This is a genomic window from Gammaproteobacteria bacterium, assembly GCA_019911805.1.
GTDB lineage: Bacteria > Pseudomonadota > Gammaproteobacteria > Thiohalobacterales > Thiohalobacteraceae > JAHJQQ01.
Map to the genome: position 1 here is coordinate 125,602 of JAIOJV010000077.1, position 21,232 is coordinate 146,833.

19 protein-coding genes are annotated in these 21,232 nt (G+C 61.5%); 12 read left to right on the forward strand and 7 right to left on the reverse strand.

What is annotated here, in order from left to right; all coding sequences use genetic code 11:
* Positions 1–6: 6 nt before the first annotated feature.
* Positions 7–852: a Crp/Fnr family transcriptional regulator gene (locus K8I04_09735; protein MBZ0071991.1), complete on the reverse strand. Its 846-nt coding sequence runs from the start codon at positions 850–852 to the stop codon at positions 7–9.
* A gap of 823 nt (positions 853–1,675) precedes the next feature.
* Between K8I04_09735 and K8I04_09740 the strand changes: the two genes are divergently transcribed.
* The 3 genes from K8I04_09740 (at position 1,676) to K8I04_09750 (ending at position 3,970) form a co-directional block, all read left to right on the forward strand.
* The gene (locus K8I04_09740; protein MBZ0071992.1) at positions 1,676–2,383 is read left to right on the forward strand and encodes a DUF2182 domain-containing protein; all 708 of its coding nucleotides are present in this window, start codon (positions 1,676–1,678) and stop codon (positions 2,381–2,383) included.
* Positions 2,384–2,531: 148 nt separating this feature from the next.
* Positions 2,532–3,158 carry a DUF1326 domain-containing protein gene (locus K8I04_09745; GenBank protein ID MBZ0071993.1) on the forward strand — a complete coding sequence of 209 codons (627 nt, stop codon included), beginning with the start codon at positions 2,532–2,534 and terminating at the stop codon, positions 3,156–3,158.
* 89 nt (positions 3,159–3,247) lie between these two features.
* Positions 3,248–3,970, forward strand: coding sequence for an FAD-dependent oxidoreductase (locus K8I04_09750; protein ID MBZ0071994.1), 723 nt, complete (start codon positions 3,248–3,250; stop codon positions 3,968–3,970).
* 396 nt (positions 3,971–4,366) lie between these two features.
* Here the strand turns inward: K8I04_09750 and K8I04_09755 are convergent, their stop codons facing one another.
* Positions 4,367–4,678, reverse strand: a complete 312-nt coding sequence (locus K8I04_09755) for a hypothetical protein (GenBank protein ID MBZ0071995.1) — start codon at positions 4,676–4,678, stop codon at positions 4,367–4,369.
* Positions 4,679–4,689: 11 nt separating this feature from the next.
* On the opposite strand from K8I04_09755, the gene K8I04_09760 reads away from it, so the two are divergent.
* The gene (locus K8I04_09760) at positions 4,690–4,857 is read left to right on the forward strand and encodes a hypothetical protein (protein ID MBZ0071996.1); all 168 of its coding nucleotides are present in this window, start codon (positions 4,690–4,692) and stop codon (positions 4,855–4,857) included.
* Positions 4,858–5,026: 169 nt separating this feature from the next.
* A complete protein-coding gene (locus K8I04_09765) occupies positions 5,027–7,156 on the forward strand; it encodes a patatin-like phospholipase family protein (GenBank protein ID MBZ0071997.1) in 2,130 nt (709 codons plus the stop codon).
* Positions 7,157–7,238: 82 nt separating this feature from the next.
* On the opposite strand, the gene K8I04_09770 is transcribed toward K8I04_09765, so the two are convergent.
* On the reverse strand, positions 7,239–7,520 hold the full coding sequence (locus K8I04_09770; GenBank protein MBZ0071998.1) for a hypothetical protein: 282 nt from the start codon (positions 7,518–7,520) through the stop codon (positions 7,239–7,241).
* A gap of 236 nt (positions 7,521–7,756) precedes the next feature.
* Between K8I04_09770 and K8I04_09775 the strand changes: the two genes are divergently transcribed.
* Entirely contained in the window at positions 7,757–8,074 is a 318-nt protein-coding gene (locus K8I04_09775; GenBank protein MBZ0071999.1) for a PepSY domain-containing protein, read from the forward strand.
* 125 nt (positions 8,075–8,199) lie between these two features.
* Here K8I04_09775 and K8I04_09780 read toward each other — a convergent pair whose 3' ends face one another.
* On the reverse strand, positions 8,200–9,348 hold the full coding sequence (locus tag K8I04_09780) for an FAD-dependent oxidoreductase (GenBank protein ID MBZ0072000.1): 1,149 nt from the start codon (positions 9,346–9,348) through the stop codon (positions 8,200–8,202).
* Between the two features lie 256 nt (positions 9,349–9,604).
* Here K8I04_09780 and K8I04_09785 point away from each other — a divergent pair, with 256 nt between their 5' ends.
* Both K8I04_09785 and K8I04_09790 read left to right on the forward strand, forming a co-directional pair.
* Complete coding sequence (locus K8I04_09785) at positions 9,605–10,231, forward strand: DNA-3-methyladenine glycosylase I (GenBank protein MBZ0072001.1); 627 nt, start codon at positions 9,605–9,607, stop codon at positions 10,229–10,231.
* 561 nt (positions 10,232–10,792) lie between these two features.
* Positions 10,793–12,202, forward strand: coding sequence for a MipA/OmpV family protein (locus K8I04_09790; protein MBZ0072002.1), 1,410 nt, complete (start codon positions 10,793–10,795; stop codon positions 12,200–12,202).
* A gap of 64 nt (positions 12,203–12,266) precedes the next feature.
* On the opposite strand, the gene K8I04_09795 is transcribed toward K8I04_09790, so the two are convergent.
* Together K8I04_09795 and K8I04_09800 are read right to left on the reverse strand one after the other, a co-directional pair.
* A complete protein-coding gene (locus K8I04_09795) occupies positions 12,267–13,082 on the reverse strand; it encodes a bacteriocin family protein (GenBank protein MBZ0072003.1) in 816 nt (271 codons plus the stop codon).
* The gene (locus K8I04_09800) at positions 13,079–13,459 is read right to left on the reverse strand and encodes a ferritin-like domain-containing protein (GenBank protein MBZ0072004.1); all 381 of its coding nucleotides are present in this window, start codon (positions 13,457–13,459) and stop codon (positions 13,079–13,081) included. The genes K8I04_09795 and K8I04_09800 overlap by 4 nt, the downstream gene beginning before the upstream one ends.
* 314 nt (positions 13,460–13,773) lie before the next feature.
* Here K8I04_09800 and K8I04_09805 point away from each other — a divergent pair, with 314 nt between their 5' ends.
* Positions 13,774–14,976, forward strand: coding sequence for an MBL fold metallo-hydrolase (locus K8I04_09805; protein ID MBZ0072005.1), 1,203 nt, complete (start codon positions 13,774–13,776; stop codon positions 14,974–14,976).
* A 220-nt stretch (positions 14,977–15,196) separates the two neighbouring features.
* On the forward strand, positions 15,197–16,477 hold the full coding sequence (locus K8I04_09810; GenBank protein MBZ0072006.1) for an Nramp family divalent metal transporter: 1,281 nt from the start codon (positions 15,197–15,199) through the stop codon (positions 16,475–16,477).
* 68 nt (positions 16,478–16,545) lie between these two features.
* Here K8I04_09810 and K8I04_09815 read toward each other — a convergent pair whose 3' ends face one another.
* Positions 16,546–17,757 (reverse strand): hypothetical protein, encoded by a 1,212-nt coding sequence (locus tag K8I04_09815; GenBank protein ID MBZ0072007.1) that lies wholly within the window; start codon positions 17,755–17,757, stop codon positions 16,546–16,548.
* Positions 17,758–18,244: 487 nt separating this feature from the next.
* On the opposite strand from K8I04_09815, the gene K8I04_09820 reads away from it, so the two are divergent.
* Together K8I04_09820 and K8I04_09825 are read left to right on the forward strand one after the other, a co-directional pair.
* Positions 18,245–19,831: an efflux transporter outer membrane subunit gene (locus tag K8I04_09820; protein MBZ0072008.1), complete on the forward strand. Its 1,587-nt coding sequence runs from the start codon at positions 18,245–18,247 to the stop codon at positions 19,829–19,831.
* Positions 19,832–19,934: 103 nt separating this feature from the next.
* Positions 19,935–21,230, forward strand: coding sequence for an efflux RND transporter periplasmic adaptor subunit (locus K8I04_09825; protein MBZ0072009.1), 1,296 nt, complete (start codon positions 19,935–19,937; stop codon positions 21,228–21,230).
* The last annotated feature ends 2 nt before the right edge of the window (positions 21,231–21,232 follow it).

The following is a 21,232-nucleotide window of genomic DNA, read 5'->3' on the forward strand; positions in this document are numbered from 1 at the left end:
AACCCTTCAGCCGAAGCGCTGGGGCAGAACGCGCAGTTGCGGCGAGGGGAGAGCTGCACTAGTACGCATCCTGTTCGGCGATGGAGCCTGGTATGTCGGCATACAAGGAGGTGGTACGGCCTGCGTCGCGGTCTCATCGGGAAGCAGGCGATCGTATTCCTGCTTGACGACCTGGTAGCATTCACAGGCCTGTTTTTCCAACCCGGACCGGTCAAGCACCGTGATGTGACCACGGTGGTAGCGTATCAACCCGGTGCGTCGATATCTCCCGGCGGCCGCTGTGATTCCCTCTCGACGTACCCCAAGCGCACCGGCTATCGCTTCCTGCGTGACAGCCAATTCATTCGAAGGTGATTTGTCCAGACTGGACAGCAGCCAGCGACATAGCCGCTGCTCCAGTGAATGATATCGATTGCAGGCGGCAATCTGAGCGATCTGCATCATCCGTGTCTGGGTGTAACGCAGCAATAAATGATGCAATGCCCCGGTACGATCCCCCGGATGGTTCAATGCGGTCATCAGCACCTGCGCCGGCATTCGATAGGCATGGCCGGCACACAGCACTCTGGCACAATCGGGCATGGTCATTCCTCCCATGAACAGGGAGATCCCGATCATTCCCTCATTGCCGACCCCGGTAATTTCCACCGACGCACCATCCGTCATGACATACGACACGGACACGATGGCGGTCGTCGGGAAATAGAGATGACGCAATGGGCCACCTGACTCATGGATGGTGTGGCCGGATGGCATCTGGACCACGCCCAGATGTGGCGACAGACGCTGGTAATCGGTCGCGGGCAGGGCGGCAAGGAGGCGGTTTTGCCGTGGGGAATGCTTGTCAGTCATTTGACATTCCTTTGCCGGAAATGAAGCGATGCCCTCTGAGGGTTCGGGGCAATCACGTTACCCTGTCGAGTATAGACGACCATCTGAACGATGTGCGGTATCGAACAAAACAGAATTGCGATGTGACTGCATGCTGGCCAGGGCTGCGGAGCATGCGGCAATGACACCAACCGGCGGTGCCGGAGAATTACTTGTCGCACATCCCGCACGGAAACATCCGTTATCAGCTGACACTCCCGTATTGCGATGGCACCACGCACACCATCTTCGATCTGCTGGACTGCATGGATAGCCTCAGCTATGGCGCTATCATTAGTTTAGAAAGGGGGTAGATTGCTTCTTATAAATACAGATTATGAGGATTCGAGACATCCACCCGTCCCGGGTGTGCTGTGCAGCAAATCCCTGGGGAAATCCTCTCCCGAACTAGGTAGATATCCTAATTACCCCGAATGCTTTCTCCCCTTATGGTCGAAGTGCCACAGGTAAAAATAACGATGAGCCAAGTACGCGTCCTGCCCGGTGGGGGGCTTCAGGTGAACGCGAACTTCTATGCCGGGTTTCCTTTCCATGGCGCATCAGGTGAGGTGTGAGACGGGCGGCTGCGTAAGTGATCCGTTCGGTTTTTCCCGTTAGCAACGGCCACTCGTTGGTGAAGATCTGTTGTAAAAGGAACTTCTGCGATGCGTAGGGTACCGTGTCAATAATCAGCCAACCGCACGTGTTGTCCTATCGGCAATGGGTCTCAGATCCTGGTTTTCTGTTATGGGGGATCGCGGGGATCTTCTGGGTCGCGTTGCTGGCGGGTGGACATCAACATCATGTGCTTGTACTCGACGGGTCGGCGGGGTCGGCGTCAACCGTCGCGCTGGCCGTACTGGTGATCGCCGGCGCGTGGCTGGAGATGATTGCGGCCATGATGTTGCCGACCGTGGTGCCCATGGTGCGGATGTTCAACGTGGTCAGTGCCCGCGGCCCCCGGCCGACAGCGGCGCGGGCCGCTTTCCTTGCCGGTTACCTGGCGCTGTGGATGGTGTTCGCCCTGGTCGCGATCGCGGCCGCCACCGGTATCCAAACCGCGGCCGTGCTGGGGCAGTGGACCTGGATCTACACTCACCCGTACCTGCTGCTGGCCGTGATGCTGGCGATCGCGGGGGCATTCCAGTTGAGTTCACTCAAGGATCGGTGCCTGACCCAGTGTCGTGATCCCAGAATGTTTCTGTTCCTGAACTATCGTCGCGGCATCCGGGGTGGCTGGGTGCTGGGGCTGCGCCACGGTCTGTCCTGCCTGGGCTGTTGCTGGGCGTTGATGCTGGTGATGCTCGGCACCGGGGTGGAAAACGTGATGGCCATGCTCGTGCTGACGGTGGTGATGCTGGCCGAGAAGACCACCCGCTGGGGGAGGCGAATGGCCGTACCCTTGGGGATAGCCCTCTTGTTCGCGGCCGTATTGGTGGCGTTCTTCGGGGACAAGATGTGGGGCTGGGGCTTGTATGCGCCTTTGTATTCCCTGTGCACTACACGTTTGTAATGACCGGAGAGGCGGTAGTCGATTTGACGGTCTGGAAGATTATGCAGGGTTTGGTCTTCCGTCGGCCGGTTTGGATACAGCTACCTCGGCCTCCGGGGTGCCGCACCGACACGCAAGCTCGACGCTGAGTTCAGCGACCAGGCCCGTTTTGGGCATTCAACATCAGGAGGGCATCACGATGGGGTATCAATTAACAGGCCGGATGGCCGAGGTATGCAGCTGCAAATCACTGTGCCCGTGCGCAATCGGCGAAAATGCGGACGGGAATAATTGCGGATTCAGTTGGGTGTTCCACTTCGATCAAGGCAAAATCAACGGAACGGATGTCTCCGGTCTCAACCTGGCCATCCTCGGTCACCACAAGGACAATGTCTTCGATCCCAGCGTACGGGCCTTCGTCATCATCGACGAGCGTGCCGACGATGCCCAGGCGGATGCGCTCGTCGAGGCCTTCACGGGCAAGGCCGGCGGGCCGTTGGCGGATTTGGCCGGTCTGGTGAAAAAAATCGTCGGGGTGGCCCGGGCGCCGATCGAGTTCGACGTTAACAAAGGCACCGGGAGTTTCAAGGTTCAGGGTGTGGTCGAAGGCGAGGTGGAGGGGTTCACCTCGAAGGACGGAACCCCCACCACCTTGAATAACGCCCGTCTCGGCGACCTGTACGGTACCACGACCTATCCGGGCAAGGTGGTTCGGCACCGGGTGATGGATACCGAACACGGCTTGCAGTTCAGGGGTCGTCAGTCCACCCAAACCGAGTTCCACTTTGCCACCTGAGCAAGCCTGACACGAAAGTGCCTGGCATCGGCGCTGTGCGGCGTTTCTGTCCGGGAATTCATATTTGTTGAGCAGGGGAGGAGTTCGCCTTGGACGTATATGAAGTACGCCTGGTACGGCGTGAGGTCGTGGCAGAAGGCACCATGGCGTTTTATTTTTCCAAACCCCCCGGCTACCCGCATCGGGCGGGGCAGTCGGTGCAGGTGGCGCTGATCGATCCACCGCAGACCGACGATGCGGGGGACACCCGCGAGTTCACGATCGCGAGCGCACCCCATGAAGCCGAGCTGATGATCGCCATGCGCATGCGCGACACGGCGTTCAAACGCGTCCTGAAGGAGGCACCGGTGGGAACTCCGGTCAGGATAAGCGAACCCGACGGTGAGGTGGTGTTACATGAGGATACCTCGCGTCCAGCCGTGTTTCTGGCCGGCGGTATCGGCATCACACCCTTCCTGTCGATCGTACGGCATGCCGCGCACGAGTCGCTGCAGCACCCGATTTATCTCTTTTATTCCAACTGGAAGCCCGACGTCACGGCATTCCTGCCCGAGTTGCAGGGCATGCAGCAATCAAACCCGAACTATCATTTGATCGCGACCATGACCGAAGCTGAGAAGTCGACACAACCCTGGTCGGGTGAGCGGGGCCTCATCCGACCCGAACTGCTGGCACGGCATCTCACCGACCTTACCCAGCCGATCTATTACCTTGCCGGTCCACCGACCATGACGCTCGCGATGCTGGAGATGCTGGAGGACCTCGGCATCGACGATGAGGCCATAAAGTCCGCGGAGTTTGGTGGCTACTGATTGTCACGGCGCCTCGAAGGCTGCAGCCGAAGTATTGGCCTGATATCAGTACCCGGCAGCGAAGCCCCACTGGGCGCCAGCTCTGGAGCGGTGCGGTCTTGGCGATGTGGATCAACCGGTGAGCAGCACCAGGCCCGGCGCTGACATGCGCAATAGGGCGGATCACCAGAACAAAGCTGCGGGTCGCTTCCAGAAAGGTGCGGCCTGCATGCCTATCCTCATGGCAAAGTTCTTACTTCGTCACAACGATACCCAGTGGCTGCCAGGCCCCTTTCCGCGATAGGATGGGCGAAGCTCCGGTGCCGGGACAATACAGGCGCATCGCGATGTAGGCCGTGTCGTCGGGTACGCGCAGTCAGTTGGCTTCCTTGCCCTAACGGGGCTGTCCTTCTGGGGCTAGAGCGTCAGCGATCCAGCAGTATTCTTCTTCATGTCTGTCAGCATCGGCAGGTTGATGGGACAACGGTTGATCGGATCTTTGATCAGCAGTTGGCTCTTGCCGTCATACATGGCCTCCTGTTTTGAGTTGCTATAGATGCCGGGGGACTCAATCCAGCGGTACAGGTAGTTGTTATTGAGGAACTTGCGGGTACCGAACACATCGCCCGAGGTTAATTTCCTCTCTCCCATTCGTTTCAGCTGATCAGCGTACACATCCCAGGCGTCGGCACGGCCTTGCTCGCCCGCAGTTGGCAGGGCGTCTCGCACAGGACATCGACATGGGAATGGCGCCGGACAACACTTGGCTGGTGGCCTGGGATACGGATGGACAGCTGCACTGGTCGGCGGGCGCGGGACAGTCCCGGACACACGAACCCGCCACGGGATTCTGGTGGCATTTCAAATCCGGCCTGTTCAGCTTGTTACCCGTGGAGATCTATCTATAAAGTGGAGCCATTCCAGGCTCACGGGGTCAGAGGTGAGCCAAGAGAACAAGAGGGGACGGTTATGGACTGTGGGTGCAGGATGGTCTGGGCACTGAGTGGGTTGATGCTGTGCTGTGTGTCGTTGAAGCCAGCATTCGCGACCGAAATGGTGTCGAAGGAATCCAGTCCTGTGCGGCCCAAGATCGGGCTGGTCTTATCCGGTGGAGGTGCACGCGGCGCGGCACACGTCGGTGTGCTCAAGGTACTCGAGCAGATGCATATCCCGATCGACTACATCGCCGGGACCAGCATGGGCTCCATTATCGGCGGGCTGTACGCCTCGGGCATGACGCCGGACGAGATCGAAGCGGCGCTCAAGGCCATGGACTGGGAGCATATCTTCAATGACGATCCGCCCCGCCAGGACCGTTCATTCCGCCGCAAGCGGGATGATGACCTGTATCTGGTCAAGGCCAAGCCCGGTATCACGGATAAGGGAAAGCTCAAGTTTCCCACCGGGGCTATCCAGGGGCAGAAGTTCGATCTGGCGCTGCGGGAACTCACCCTGCCGGTCTCCAGCACGGCCGACTTCGACCGTCTGCACATCCCCTTCCGCGCAGTCGCCTCGGATATCGGCACGGGTACGAAGGTGGTGCTCAGTTCCGGGGATCTCGCGACGGCAATGCGGGCGAGCATGTCCGTGCCCGGCGCCTTTGCAGCCACCGAGATCGACGGACGACTGCTGGTCGATGGTGGCATCACAGACAATATACCCATCGATGTGGCGCGGGCGATGGGCGCAGATATCATCATCGCCATTGATATCAGCTCACCCTATATGCCGGCAGAGGACGTGAACAATCTGTTCCAGATCACCCGGCAGCTGACCTCGATCATGACCCGCGCCAACGCCGACCGGCAGATCGCTACGCTCACCGAGCGTGACATTCTCATCGTGCCGGATCTCGGTGATATCACCAGCAGTGATTTCGGGCGCGCACCCGAGGCGGTGACAAAGGGCCTCAAAGCCGCGGATACCCAGCGAGATAAGCTGGCGCAGCTGTCCTTGTCGGCGCGTGACTATCAAGACTATCTCGCAGCGCGTAGCGCTCGGCCCCCTGCCGACGCGCCGATCGTGCACTTCATACGTATCGGCAACGATTCAACCGTTGCCGATGGCATGATTCGCGACCGCCTGCATCAGCAGGTCGGCGAACCGCTGGATATTGTGCAACTGCAACAGGACATCGGCAATATCTATGGGCTGGAACTGTTCCAGACCGTGCAATACGACGTTGTCGAGGAAGACGGCAAGACCGGGCTGTTGGTCGACGCACGTGCGCGCAGCTGGGGTCCGAATTATCTCCAGTTCGGCATCCAGTTGTCCAGCGATGAACGGGGCCAGAATAGTTACAACCTGGGTGTCGCCTACCTGCGTACCGGCATCAATGCCCTGAATGGCGAGATTCGCATTGGGCTACAACTGGGCGCCGAGCCGCTGATTGCAGGCGAGTGGTATCAACCGCTCGACACGCTCTCACACTATTTCATCGATACGAGCCTCGAGCACTCGGTACGTAATATCAGTCTATACAGCTCAGACCAGACCCACTTGGCCGACTACCGGGTGTATGGAACACAGCTTGATCTTGCCATGGGCCGTGAAATCGGTGTCTATGGAGAGGTGAGACTCGGTTATCGCTATAACACCGGCCAGGTCAAGTTACGGACCGGTACGCCCGGCTGGCCGGAATTCGATTTCGATACAGCGAAGGTCTACGGTCGCTTCTCCGTCGACCGGCTCGACAACTACAATTTTCCGGATCACGGCTGGTCGAGCGTACTGGAATATGCGAGTTCCCGCGAGGACCTCGGCAGTGACGCGGATTTCGATCAGTTCACCGCCCGCGGCAGCAAGTTCGCAACCTTCGGCGATGGCCACGTGTTCGGCATCGGCGGGCTTGTATATACCACCCTGAACGGTACGGCTGATATTCAGGACCATTATCGTATGGGTGGCTTCCTGAATCTGTCCGGCTTTGCCGATAACTCGCTGAGCGGTCAGCAGGCAGCGATAGTCGCAGCGATTTACTATCGGCGCTTCACGCCGATGCGCCTCCTGAACTGGTACATTGGCGGCTCGCTGGAATACGGTGGTGTCTGGGAAGACAGGAATGATATCGGCACCGACGGTATTGCCGCAGGCAGCGTATTCCTTGGTGCCGATACACCGATCGGACCGGTCTATCTCGGCGTGGGCAAGGCCGAGGCGGGACACAACGCAGCCTTCTTTTACCTGGGCCGTCCACTGTTCCATTGAGGAAGAGCGGATCGATCCACTACAACATTCACCGGCGGTATACCGGAAAACTATCGTAGCTTTTGTACCTCACGATAGGGGCCTAGATACCGCCATTCGAAAAGCACCTGGCCCAGTGAGACAGACGGCAGGGTGGCAGGACGATGGCGCGCTTTTCGTTACGATAGGCCAGGATGCCGTGGTCGAGCACATTGACGATAAAGATAAGCTCGACCTTGAAGCGGGTGATGGGTGGCTTGCCCACCAACGCCAGCAGCAGATATTCAGCGGTAGCTTTTGCCTGCAGGTCGGCCAGGAAGAAGCAGCCGGTGGACAGCGGCAACCCGGCCTCGCTCTCCCAGGCAGGACCCATCATACCCGGCATGACGGAGATTGGATCAGTCGGTACATCACTGTCTTTTCACCCAGCAGTTTGCCCGGCTCTTTTACGGTGTTGAAGGACACCAGCCTGAAGCGGTTACGGCGACCCTGACGGTGCCGCAGTGTGTCGATGCCGACACACCGACCTTTCTGGTCCAAGACTAAATTCAGCTTGGTTTAATTTGACCTCTTTACGATGGCAAGCGTCAACACATTGTTAACTCAAGCGGAGAGGTTAATATGAAAACTACAGCAGTAGTTTCCCTGGCAGGCATGATGGCACTAATGTTGAATGTCGCCCCAGCGTATGCAGATGATGATATACGTGACATGAATGCGTATTCAGAGGGGCTTGGACTCATTTCTCTTGAACAAGCTGAAGCCACAGCGCTTGAGGCTAAACCGGGTGTGATCGATGATGTTGATCTGGAAAATCGCACCTTTAGAAAAGGTTGGGATTATGAGATCGAAATCGTTGATGTGGATGGTAAGGAATGGGAAGTGATTGTTGATGCCAAAACCAATGAGGTTCGTAAAATAACACGCGATTGGTTTTAATCCGATCAATATTCGCGGGCTGCAGGTGCAATGTTACCTGTAGCCCACCCATTTTCTCGGGGGTGAGCCGCTCCACTTGGTGCAGCGCAATTCCTTACGTATCCAACCACGGTTGAGTGTAGTGTTCACGTACGTCTGGCCTGGCGATAGGGGCGCAGATACTGCCACTCGAAAAACCGCTTGACCCAGTGAAACAGACGGCAGGGCGGCAGGACGATGGCGCGCTTTTCGTTACGATAGACCAGGATGCCGCGGTCGAGTGCATCGACGATGCAGATGAGTTCGCACTTGAAGCACGCGATGGGCGGCTTGCCCGCCAATGCCAGCAGCAGATTTTTGGCGGCGGCCTTTGCCTGCAGGTCGGCGATGTGCGCCTGCTTGGGCAGCCAGTCGGGGCCGGGGAAACTGCCGGAATCGCCCGCCACATAGACCTTGTCCGCGCCGGCCACCTGACAGTGTGCATCGGCCTGGAAGAAGCCGCCGGCGGACAGTGACAACCCGGCCTCGCTCGCCCAGTCAGGCCCTGTCATACCCGGCATGAAGAGGATCAGATCGGCTGGCACGTCACCGCCTTCGGTCCTGACCCGGTCGGTCTCGAACCCGGTGGGCTTGTGGCCGAGGTGGGTGGCGATGTCGCGTTTCTGCATTTCGCGCAGCAGGTTGACCACCGCCTTTCCACCCAGGCGCTTGCCCGGCTCTTTTGCACCGTTGAAGAACACCAGCTTGAAGCGGTCCCGGCGACCCTGACGGCGCAGCAGCGTGTCGATGCCGAACAGCAGTTCGAACATCGGCCCGCCGCGCATCGCGCCCTGTTCCTTGGGGTTGGTGCCGAAACCCAAGGCAATCGTGCCGCTGTCCATGGTTTCCAGGCGTTTGCGGATCGATTCGGCCGCAGCCGCGCCTTCACAGATCGTCAGCGCGTGTTCGATACCGGGCAGGGCCTTGAGGAAACGCCCGCCACTGGCGATGACGAGCGCGTCGTTGGTGAGTTCGCCATTTTCCAGCAGCACGGTGCGGCCGCCGTCGCGTAGACCGGTTACGCGGCCGGCACGGAATTCGACCCGCTGTGCGGCGAGAAAACCGGATACATCGATGTTGAGATCGGCGCCCTTCCGCAGGCCGGCGGGTACCCAGATCAGACTCGGGTAATACACCAGTTCGGCCTTCGGGGCGACCAGCGTGATGCGCACGTCCCGACTGCCACGGCGCAGTTCACGCACCGCGGTGAGCGCGGCAAATCCCGATCCGATGACGACGACGTGCGGTGTACTCATGAAGGGCTCCAGGTAGTCAGGGGCGATCCCAACTGCCGGCCGTCACCGGCGCGGCGGTGCTGTATCGTAACCGATTGTGGATTGCGTCAGTAGCCCGCCGACCTTGGGCACCATCACGTCCACCGCCTTGTGCACCGCACTGCGATTCATCTCGTTCCCCTCGGCGAGGCCGCGGCAGGCTCCCTGAATGAGCATATAGCCGGAACGAGGTGCGGCAGGTAGACTTTCGGTACGCCATTCAGGACAGGGTATTTCCATGGCCGGATCCGACACGACCGATACCAACTCACGCTGCGCCTGGTGCGGAAGCGATCCCCTGTATATCCGCTATCACGACGAAGAGTGGGGCGTCCCGGTGCATGACGACCGCAGGCATTTCGAGTTTCTGGTCCTCGAGGGCGCGCAGGCGGGGCTGTCGTGGATCACGATTCTGCGCAAACGGGAGAACTACCGGGCGGCATTCGCGCAATTCGATCCCGAACGCGTCGCGCGGTTCGGCAAGCGTGACGTCGAACGACTGCTCGGCAACCCCGGCATCGTGCGCAACCGACTGAAGATCGAGAGTGCAGTGAAGAATGCGCGGGCCTTTCTGGCGGTGCAGGAGGCATTCAATGACTTCGACAACTATGTGTGGCGCTTCGTCGGCGGCAAGCCGATTCGTAACCGCTGGACCAGGCTGCAGGACGTGCCGGCGACCACGGCGGAATCGGATGCATTGAGTAAGGATCTCAAGAAACGCGGCTTCAGTTTCGTTGGTTCGACGATTGTCTATGCGCACATGCAGGCGGTCGGTATGGTGAACGACCATGTGATCGACTGCTTCCGGCACCGGCAGGTCGGGCGGCGACGTGCAAGGTATCAGGCTGGCCGGATATCGCCGTAGCCATGAGTACGTGCCAAGCGAAACGCCAAGCCATCCCTCGTAGGGTGTGTCGAAGCGAAGCTGACGCACCGGAGCCACGGTGTGCGCCGAACGCTTCATGGTGCGTCGCTGCGCCGACGCACCCTACGGGGCTTGTCACAGGATTGCCGCTGCGCTGCGCCCCTCACAATGACGAGATTGCCCCAGATTTCGACATCGAGGCTCAACGTGCCGGCACTTCGGTAACAGACTGCTCGGTTCGGGTTGTATTACTATGAGTCCAAGGCAGGACTGTTGTACGTCAGGACCTGACGATTGACGGCACGGTCGGTCTGCTAGGCCCCTGGGGCATCGACCAGCGCAGTTTTGACGTAGACTGTGAATACGACCAGCTTCGGCAGGACCAGGCAGCGACACAGGCGCTGGTGGAGCGCGGACAGAACGCTAACAGCCACCCGAAAGTGTTTGCACTACCCACAATCCGTGCCTGGCCCTGGCACCCGCGGAGCTGGAAGACTGTCATCGTGGCCAGCCGTCTGGTGCAACAAAATAATGGCATCTGTGACAAGCCGGATATCACTAGTGCAAAGAGAACTGATCTGGAAAGGTGCTTTCTTGAGCCTGTGTTTGACAGCAGGGGACTGCTTTGCCGACCTGCCGGATACTCAAATCACCATTCAAAATGCACCACCAGGTACCGTCGGTCTGGGCTTTGCGTTACGCCGGGGCACCAGTCCCTACGTGGGTGTCGGGAATATCTCCAGTACTCTCAGCGACAGCAAGGCCGATCTGATCCCGCTTTATTTGTACGAGGGTAAATGGTTATTCGTGCACGGGACGTCAGCCGGCGCACATCTTTTTGGCAACGACTGGCTGAAGATCGATGCCCTGACTGAGTATCGTTTCGATCGCCTGGAATCCAATGCCAGTGACTACTTCAGCGGCCTGCACGACCGGAAGCAAACCATCGATGGGGGGCTGTCAGTCGCCGTGCATGGGGACTGGGGTGCGTTGTCCACTACGTGGGTGAATGACCTGCTGGGTAACCACAACGGTTCTGAGTGGGACCTTACCTACCGATATCCGTGGCAGTCCGGTCGCTGGTCAGTGTCGCCGTTTATCAGTTACATCTATCAGGACAGTGATCTGACCGACTACTACTACGGTGTCGCTGTCGATGAGGCGCGGCATGACCGGCCAGCCTACCAGGCCGGGTCTGCGGCCTTCTGGCGTGCTGGCATCAATACTTCCTACCATTTTACCCGGCGGTTGATGCTGTTTTCCAATATTGCATTTCAACAGGTCGATCAGGAGATCTATGACAGCCCCCTGGTTGACGAAGAACAGCTCAATTCGGTCACCTTCGGTTTTGCGTACCTGTTTGGCAATGTGATGGATGACTCAACCAAGCAGAACTACTCTGCGCGAGCAGGCGAGTGGTCCTGGCGCGTGAATGCGGGCTACCAGGCCCAGGGAACGTTTCATAGAACCCACAGGGGGCACCTGGAGCGCAGCAAAGATCTTGACGCGTATGTTGGTGGCTTGACATTGGGCAAGCTGCTCGCGGATGGCAGATACCTCGACTATTGGGGGAAGTTGTCGCTGAATCGTCGTTTCGAGAACAATTATCAGAGTGACTTCTGGGAATACAACGCCTATGTGATGGCAATGACCTCGATTCATTCGCCATGGAGCCACCGAGAACTGTTCCGTTACGGTCTGGGTGTCGGGTTTTCCTACGCCTCCAGGGTGCCATACATCGAACAGGTGAAACAGGGAAAGAGTGACCGCAACACCTCACATTTCCTCAATTACCTGGAGGCACAACTGGATGTGCCGCTCCGGCTCCTGTTCGACAGCCATGCGGTGAAGAACTGTTATGTCGGTATGACCTTGATACACCGCTCCGGAGTTTTCGCCAACTCCGATCTATTGAACAATGTGGCAGGTGGTTCCGACATGGTCACGGCGCACGTGGAGTGTAAGCGATAGGCACAACACCGGCGGGATCGCCGCGCAATTCTGGAAATGGCCCCCGCCGATTCGCGCAGGCCCGTTATTTTTTACCTTTGCCGTATATGAGCGGCACCGCCGCCTCGGGCGCCAACACCCGGAACGTGAAGCTTTCCTGCAGATACAGGCGTACCGTTGCCGCCGTATGCTCGAGATAGCCGATCGACAAATCCTGGCCGACGGTCAGTTCAAAGTCGCCACCGCGCAGGCTCATCACGACTGCGCCGTCCATCGCCGGGGCGGAGATGATGGGACCATCCAGCAACCGCCGCACGTGCTCGATTACCGGGTAGCCGCCATCCAGTGTCTTGTGCAGCCCGGTGTAACAGCGCGGCCCTAGGGCAATGGCGTACGGTCCATCAACGCCGGTATTGCGCAGTTTGTACAAGGCCTCGGCCACCACGCCGAGGTACTCGGTGTAGTCTTCGCTCAACGTGCATCTGGCCGCGCTGGCCGCGGCGACGATCCCACCGATGCCGGCATCGTGGAAGCCGTGAAAGATGGCTTTGTCCTCAGTCAGCGCAATCGCGCGTGCGGCTTCCCGCACCGGGTCGAGATCCGGATCATCGGCGCCGCGACCGACGGCCTCGAGTTCGCCCCGCGATAGCTCGAAAGGGATGCGCAGTTCCACGAGTGGCCGTGCCTGGCGCAAGCGCGCCTCCACGCCCTTGTGAGGATCGCTCTTCAGCCGCTCGCTGCGGCCGAGGCTGATGGCAGACGCCCCCCACCCCAGAGGACCCACGAAATCAACCAGTTTGCGGGCCGCGAGCATGGTCTTGAGCGTGCGCCGCGCCTCGTCCTCGATGGCTGTCCAGGCCTCGGTGGAAATGGGTGCCAGATCCCGTAGCAGGTCATTCATGATTTCACCCCCCCGCGCAGACTGCCGATGCCGAGAGAGCCGTCGCTAGCCGGGCTCTGTCCGCCACCTGCCTCCAGTTCGTGTTCCCGCTCCAGCGGTGATTCATCGATGAACAAGAAATTGCGCAGATGCTCATCAAACTGGGGGTCCCGACGGCGCAGCCACTCCAGCACCATGGCAGCGTGTTCCTTCTCCTCATCGCGATTGTGCGCAAGGATGGCCGCCAATTCCTCGTCATCAGTCGCTGCCACGCGCTGGTCGTACCAGTCGATCGCTTCCAGTTCTTCCATGATCGAGACGATTGCGCGATGTCGGTCGATCACCTCGGGGCCCAAGGCGTCGGCCGCCTCGTGCAGACCAGGGCTGGATGCAGCCATATTACGTTCTCCTTGTATTGTCTAAGGGGATTTCCGGCGTCCGGCCCGGGGTCAGGATCGGGCCTGTTCCGCCAGTTTTTAAGCTAGCACCTGTGCGCACTTTTACAAGGTCCGGGCAATTGGAGTGGGGTGCCCGGCGTGCGTTCCGGCCAGATCGTAAGGCGCGGGGCGGGACTGGATGATCCTGCACCTTGCGTTGCGCCCGGACAGGCATCGACTATATTTCGAAACATACAGGATGGACCGAGCGGATGTGGCAGAGCGTGCGCCGTAGCGGTGGGATGTGCCAGCGCCGTTTCCTCAGGAGGTAACCCATGTCAGACAAGGTTTCGGGCAATTCGAGTCCGGCAAAGGTGTGGGAGCGGCTGCTACGCAACGAGCCGATATTTATTCTCGATGTGCGTAACCCCGATGAATTCGAAAGCTGGCGGGTGGAAGGCCCTCATGCTGCGGTACCCACGCTCAATGTCCCCTATTTCGAACTGCTCGATCTGGAGCACGAGGAGGAGGATGTCGCCGAGGCCGTGATGCGGGGGGTGCAGACGCAGCTCAAAGGACAACTGCCCGACGATCGACCCATCCTCGCCGTCTGTGCCGAGGGCGAGACCTCCGCATACGTTGCCGAGGGGCTGCGCCGTCTGGGTTTCGATGCGGCAAACCTGGAAGGCGGCATGGAGGCCTGGGGTAATTTCTATTATTGGCGCCTGGTGGAGGAGAACGCGCGGTATTCGCTCTTCCAGGTGGTGCGCCCGGCCCGCGGCTGCGTGAGTCACATGCTGATCAGCGACGGGCACGCCGCGGTGGTCGACCCCGCCCGACACCTCGAGACCTATCACGAGCTGGCTGCCGCCGCGGACGCCCGCATCGAACTGGTGCTGGACACCCATCTCCATGCCGATCACCTCAGCGGCGGGCCGGCGCTCGGCGAGCACGACCACATTCCCTATTACCTGCATCCCTATGATGCCATCCATCCGATGGACATGCTGCCGGCCCGCATACCGTATCACTATCTGGAAGAGGGGCAGGTGCTTCCCGTCGGCCGCGTCGAGATTCAGGTGTTGCATTTCCCCGGCCATACCCTGGGCATGGTGGCCTTCCTCGTCGACGGGCGCTATCTGCTTGACGGCGACAGCATCTTTCTCGAGTCCATCGCCCGCCCGGACCTGGGTGGCAAGGCCGAAACCTGGGCGCCGCTGCTCTACGCCTCGCTGCAGCAGATGCTGGCAATGCCGGACGAAACAGTGATCCTGCCGGGACATTTCAGCGACATCACGGTCGGTGATGAGCACGGCGTCTACCGGGCCACGTTAGGAGAGCTCAAGCTGCACAATCCCGGCCTGCTGAAGTTGGTCGAGGGCGAGAAGGCCTTCACCGATTATGTCCTGTCGAGCCTGCCCGAATTTCCCGAGGCCTATATCGAAATCAAACGGGCCAACGCCGGGCTTGCCAGTCCGGATGAGCGCAAGGCGCAGGAGCTGGAGCTGGGGAAAAATATCTGTGCGCTGGGGCAATGAAGGGGCTGGTGGGGAGTCAGGGCCGCCGTGCGGTGGCATCGGGCACCATCCCGTCGTCTGCGCGCAACGCCTTATCCCTGCGGTTTGGGTCATGATCGTGGTGGGCGGAAAGCCCGGATGAAAGGCACCGTGAGAGGAGGGCGCGGCTTCGTGCAGCCGTAAACGCCCGCCCGGGAAAGAGGTGAACGGCCGCGAGCGAGACAGATCCAAGCGTCTGACGATGACCCAGAGCACGTCTCTCGCAGTCCGCGAGGTGCTGGAGGGTCGCCGTCGGGGGATGGCGGCGTTGCTGCCGTTCGCAGGTCCCGCGATCGTGGTGTCGGTTGCCTACATGGACCCGGGCAACTTCGCGACGAACATACAAGCTGGCGCCCACTATGGCTACGACCTGTTGTGGGTCGTGCTGCTCGCCAATCTCATCGCGATGCTGTTTCAGGCGCTGTCGGCAAAGCTCGGCATCGTGACCGAACGCAATCTAGCCGAGTTGTGCCGGATGCATTTTCCCACGCCGCTGGTCCTGGTGATGTGGGTCATCAGTGAGATCGCGGCAATGGCGACCGATCTGGCCGAATTCATCGGCGGTGCGATCGGTTTGTCGCTACTCTTTGGCCTGCCACTGTTGGTCGGCATGGTCATTACCGCAGTCATCACCTATGGCCTGCTGCTGATCGACAAATTCGGCTTCCGGCCGATGGAGATCACGATCGGTGCCCTCGTGGGCATCATCGGGCTGTGTTATATCACCGAACTCATGATGGCACCCGTCGAATGGCTCAACCTGCTGGGGCATATGGTCACACCCCGTGTGCCCGATGCCGAGGCACTGGTTCTTTCGGCCGGCATCATCGGCGCGACGGTGATGCCGCATGCCCTGTTCCTGCACTCAGGCCTCACCGAAGACCGCACGCCTGCGAGGACCGAGGCCGAGCGGGTGAAGCTGCTGAGGTTTTCCCATATCGAGGTACTCGTTGCGCTGACGATCGCCGGCTTGATCAATCTGGCGATGGTGGTGATGGCGTCCGGGGCATTTCATGCAGGGCACCCCGAGGTCGCCCAGATCGAGACCGCGTACCACACGCTTACACCGATTCTCGGTGTCGCCGCGGCGGGTGTGTTCCTGCTCTCGCTCATCGCCTCGGGTATCGCGAGTTCGGTGGTCGGGACGATGTCCGGTCAGTTGGTCATGCAGGGCTTCGTCGGCTTCGCGATTCCGATGTGGGTGCGCCGCCTCCTCACCATGATCCCGAGCTTCGTCGTGGTGGCATGGGGTGTCGATGCCACACGCGCGCTCGTCTTGAGTCAGGTTGCGCTGAGCCTGGCGCTGCCGGTCCCGATGCTCGCGCTGTTATGGTTCACCTGCCGGCGTGACATCATGGGTGTCTACCGCAACCGCCCGCTCATCATCGGCCTGGCGGTCGCGGCTTCGACCGTAGTGCTGTCGCTGAACGTCATCATTCTATTACCGCTGCTTGGTGTGGACCTGCCCGGGTTGACCGGTTAGCAAGTCGGTGTGCCGGTCCCGACCACCACCACTTTCTCAAGGAGTACCGCAGCCCTGCGAAAGCGACATTACAGGCTCTTCAGATACTGAACGAGATCCGCCTTCTGGATATCCGTCAGTCCAAGGACTTTCTTTGTGTCATAGGTTTCCACGACCACTTCCAGGGTGGCGGCGCTGCCGTTATGGAAGTAGGGAGGGTGTTGCCACAGCCCCGCGAGCGGTGCGGTACGGTACAGTTGCGTCGCGGTCCGTGATGCATAGCTCGGTGCCCCACCGGGCTCCGGTTCACTGACGACCTCGCTGGGCGGGTGCAGCATGATGTTGGCGTCGGTCATGGTCGGGCCGGTGTGACAGCTTGCGCACTGTCCCACACCCTCGAATACCAGTTTGCCCCGTGCCGCAGAGACCGGATCGAAGCTTCCGGCGGGGGCGGGTGGTGCCGGGAGGCTCAACTGGTAGGCCTGCAGCGCCGGGAGTTTCGAGGACACGAGATCGTCGGTGCCATTGGTTACGTTCACACCGGTGCGGCTATCGTAAAACGAGCCCTGCCCACCCATCTGCGTTACGGCGACATAGCGATTCCAGTAGGCGATGTCATCGCCATCGCCCGTGGAGGTGATGCGATGTATCCCCTGCAGCCCATACGCGGGCGGAATGACCTGCGGCCCGTTGAGCCCGTCCAGGTTGAAGCGGGGATCGTACTTTCCCGGGCCCCAGGAGTTATAGACGGCCTTGGCGCTTGCCGGCACGGCGGGCGAGAGCGCGATGATCGCACCGGGATCGAGATCACGGTTTGCCCAGCCATCCAGGCGCTTGCCGATCCCGGGGGCGAAGGAGTCGTCCACCGTGGAGTGACAGAGCGCACACGTCGTTCCTACGCGTGTCAGGGAGTCGATGCCGTTGAGGGTTTCGACCGTGCCCTTCAGTCCAACCACGGCATCGAGCTTCAGCAGGGCCACGGTCGTGGCAGGGTCTGTCAGACTGATGGAGCCGTCCTGGATGCCTTGCACCACGGCGGGTGGCAGCGCAGCGGCATCCACCTTCAACCCGACCGCGAGCGCAGTCGTGGGGTCCACTGCGGTGGCAATCACCTCGTGCATGCCGAGGACGTCCGTCCAGAAGATCTCGTCTCCAAAGGTGTCCGACCGAAAGATTTCCTTACCCTGGGCGACGAGCTGCGGGTCCAGCGTCGCGTCCGTGCCGCTACCGCCGCCGCAGCCGGCGACAGTCAGGGTGGCAAGGATGGACACGGCCAGGCGGGAATCGAGTGTCAGCGTCATGGTGTTCTCCACGTTACCAGCGGGTCGTTCGTGCAGTGGGCCTGCAGCCCAACGCGCAGCCCGGCGTGCCGGTGTGCGCAAGGTCGCAGGGGCGATGTCAGCGCTATGCCGGTAGCAATGCGTGGCGATGAGAAAAGGTTCCCGTGCAGAGCGCGCGCGTTGAACCCGAAAGCGCTAGTTGCCACGGAAGCACCCGGAAGACACCGCCATGAAACAGCGTCGCCAAGTCCCGGCGCAGTACCTGGCGGGTGAGGAGGGTGGTGGTGTGAAGCGTATGATCTTGGCCGGGTTCTTTGTGTGCTGCCGTGGCCGGAATGAGTATTTCAGCTTGAGTTGCGGTCTGAAAGCGGGTCGGAACGCGGGCCTGCGTCGCGGTCGCGTCGCGCCGGCACCCGGCGGGTCACCAGGGCCGGTACCGGCAGGCACTTCAGGGCCGCAGTTGCGGTGTGATATATTGTCAGGATAATCATTGAGTAATATTTTTTTCATGGCGTTCGTCCCGGTGGTTGCCGGGGAACCGACTGCCGATACCGGGGTTTCGCGGCTCGTTTACCAGTACCATTCGCCATCACGGCTCTCCCCGCAACGGGAATGGCCTGGCCGGTCACGCAGGAGTTCCGTGTTGCCTAAGCTCGCCACGGTCTACGCATCACTCGCCGCGCTGCTGGTGCTGGCCGGTTGCGCCGTGGGGCCCGATTACCGGGCGTCGCCGCCCGCTGTGCCGGCACAGTGGAGCGCCGCGACCGAGGCGCGCGCACTGGATACTGCCGTGCTCGCCCACTGGTGGCGACAATTCCACGACCCGCTGCTCGATGCGCTGGTGACCGATGCGCTGGCGGCCAACCTCGATCTGGCCACCGCCCGCGCCCAACTGCGTGAGGCGCGGGCGCGGCGCGGCCTGGCCGGGGCGCAGCTCGGGCCGACGCTGGACGCGTCGCTGTCGGGTTCAAGCAGCACCTCCAGCGAGCGCAGCGGCAGCGGCGCCACGCGCGAGTTGTACAGCGCCGGCTTCGACGCCAGCTGGGAGCCGGATGTCTTCGGCGGGCTGCGCCGCGGTGTGGAGGCGGCCACGGCCGATGTCGGCGCCAGCGCCGAAAGCCTGCGCGACACGCGCGTCTCGCTGGCCGCCGAGGTGGTGCGCAACTACGTGGATCTGCGCACCGCGGAACGCCGTCTGGCCGTGACCGAGGCCAGCGTCGCCGCGCGCAGCGAGACCTATGAGCTTACCCAGTGGCGCCTGCAGGCGGGGCTGGTCTCGGCACTCGATGTCGCCCAGGCGCGTACCGATCTGGAGAGTGCCCGTGCCGCCATACCAACGTTCCGCACCGCCGTGACCGAGGCGCATAACCGGCTCGCGGTCCTGCTCGGCCGCTCCCCCGGTGAATTGCAGGCACGTCTCACCGCCACCGCTGCCGTGCCGCTCGCCGGCACCGCGGCCGCTGCGGGCATCCCGGCCGACGTGCTGCGCATGCGTCCCGACGTACGCGCCGCCGAACGCCGCCTGGCGGCGCAGACGGCACGTCTGGGCCAGGCCGAGGCGGCCCGTTACCCGAGCTTCCGGCTGTCCGGCTCGATCGGGCTGGAGGCACTCACCTTTTCCGGCCTCGGCGACAGCGGTGCGGACACCCGCTCGCTGCTCGGCAGCGTCACGGCACCGATCTTTCATTCCGGCCGCATCGTTGCCAACATCGAGATCCAGAACGCGCTGCTCGAACAGGCACGGCTGGCCTACGAGGCGGCGGTACTGACCGCGCTCGAGGATGTCGAGAACGCGCTGGTGGGGGTGGCGAACGCCGACCAGCGCCGTGCCCAGCTGGCCCTGGCGGTCGCTGCGGCGCGGGAGGCGTTCGCCATCGCGGAACACCGGTACGCCACCGGGCTGGCCGATTTCCTCTCGGTGCTCGACAGCCAGCGCACCCTGCTCAACCTCGAAGACCAGCTCGCCAACAGTACCGGTGAACTCGCGGCCGCTCAGATCCAACTCTACAAGGCCCTCGGCGGCGGCTGGTCGCCCGAACCCGAGCCGACACCCGCAGCGGCATACACCCCCGCAAAGCCCAGGAACACGTCATGAGTCGCGAGCCATCATTCCAGCGCCAGAAGCACACGGACAGGTCGATGCCCGATTGCATGGGTGTTTTCCCGTGGGATCCCGTGGCCAATCCGGGTTGCCCGGCATGAACGACAACAGCAAACCGCACGCCGCCAGCGCTGACCTCGAAGCCATCCTCGCTGCGCAGGGTGGTCGCCGCGGTTTTCTGCGCCGCTGGCGCCTGCCGCTGGTCATCGCGCTGCTCGCGTTGCTGGCGGTGGGGTATTTTCTGTTCGGTGGCAACGGCGATTCGGGTGCACCGCAGTATCGGACTACCGAGGTGACGACCGGCACCCTGGTGGTCAAGGTCTCGGCGACCGGCCGGCTCGAGCCGACCAACCAGGTCAACGTCGGCAGCGAGATGTCCGGCACGGTCGAGACGGTGTTCGTCGACGACGACGACCGCGTGACTCAGGGCCAGGTGCTGGCCGTGCTCGATCTGTCGAAGTTCGAGGATGCCGTGGCCCGATCGCGCGCCGCCGTCGGCGCCGCCGAGGCGAGTGTGAAGCAGGCGCAGGCAACGGTGACGGAGGCGCGCGCCAGGCTCGAGCGCTTTCACGAGGTGGCGCGCCTGTCCGGCGGCAAGGTGCCGTCGAAGACCGAGATGGACACCGCCGAGGCCGAACTGGCGCGTGCCGTGGCCAACCTGGCGAGCGCCCAGGCGAGCGTCGTCCAGGCCGAGGCCGCGTTGCGCTCCGACCAAACCGACCTCGAGAAGGCGCACATCCGCTCGCCCATCAACGGCGTGGTGCTGGAACGTGCGATCGATCCGGGTCAGACCGTGGCCGCCTCGCTGCAGGCGGTGACGCTGTTCACGCTGGCCGAGGATCTTTCCAAGATGGAGCTGAAGGTCGATGTGGACGAGGCCGATGTCGGCCAGGTCAAGGCCGGGCTGCCGGCCAGTTTCACCGTCGACGCCTGGCCGGGGCGGCGTTTCGAGGCGCAGATCACCCGCGTAGGCTACAACGCCACCGATACCGACGGCGTCATCTCCTATCCCGCCGTGCTGCAGGTGGACAACAGCGACCTCAGTCTGCGCCCGGGCATGACCGGTACCGCCGAGATCACCACGCTCACCCACGAAAACGCGCTGTTGGTGCCCAATGCCGCGCTGCGCTTCAGCCCGCCGGACCCAACCTCGGAGCAGGCTGCGAGCCGCGGCGTCTTCGGCACCTTGATGCCGCGGCCGTCAAGCCGGCCCAGAGGTGCTGCGGCGGTGACGGCAGCGGATGGTAGCCGGCGCATCTGGGTGCTGCGGGACGGACAAGCGGTCGCGCTGCAGGTGAAGACCGGTGCGACCAACGGCCGCGTCACCGAGATTCTTGACGGGGAGCTGCAGCCTGGCATGCAGGTCATCACCGAGATCGCGAGCACCAAGTGATG

Coding starts and splice junctions, on each gene's coding strand:
- K8I04_09735 (MBZ0071991.1), bottom strand. CDS start 852: ATGACTGACAAGCATTCCCCACGGCAAAACCGCCTCCTTGCCGCCCTG.
- K8I04_09760 (MBZ0071996.1), top strand. CDS start 4,690: ATGGGAATGGCGCCGGACAACACTTGGCTGGTGGCCTGGGATACGGAT.
- K8I04_09770 (MBZ0071998.1), bottom strand. CDS start 7,520: ATGCCGGGTATGATGGGTCCTGCCTGGGAGAGCGAGGCCGGGTTGCCG.
- K8I04_09775 (MBZ0071999.1), top strand. CDS start 7,757: ATGAAAACTACAGCAGTAGTTTCCCTGGCAGGCATGATGGCACTAATG.
- K8I04_09780 (MBZ0072000.1), bottom strand. CDS start 9,348: ATGAGTACACCGCACGTCGTCGTCATCGGATCGGGATTTGCCGCGCTC.
- K8I04_09785 (MBZ0072001.1), top strand. CDS start 9,605: ATGGCCGGATCCGACACGACCGATACCAACTCACGCTGCGCCTGGTGC.
- K8I04_09795 (MBZ0072003.1), bottom strand. CDS start 13,082: ATGAATGACCTGCTACGGGATCTGGCACCCATTTCCACCGAGGCCTGG.
- K8I04_09800 (MBZ0072004.1), bottom strand. CDS start 13,459: ATGGCTGCATCCAGCCCTGGTCTGCACGAGGCGGCCGACGCCTTGGGC.
- K8I04_09805 (MBZ0072005.1), top strand. CDS start 13,774: ATGTCAGACAAGGTTTCGGGCAATTCGAGTCCGGCAAAGGTGTGGGAG.
- K8I04_09810 (MBZ0072006.1), top strand. CDS start 15,197: ATGACCCAGAGCACGTCTCTCGCAGTCCGCGAGGTGCTGGAGGGTCGC.
- K8I04_09815 (MBZ0072007.1), bottom strand. CDS start 17,757: ATGACGCTGACACTCGATTCCCGCCTGGCCGTGTCCATCCTTGCCACC.
- K8I04_09820 (MBZ0072008.1), top strand. CDS start 18,245: ATGGCGTTCGTCCCGGTGGTTGCCGGGGAACCGACTGCCGATACCGGG.
- K8I04_09825 (MBZ0072009.1), top strand. CDS start 19,935: ATGAACGACAACAGCAAACCGCACGCCGCCAGCGCTGACCTCGAAGCC.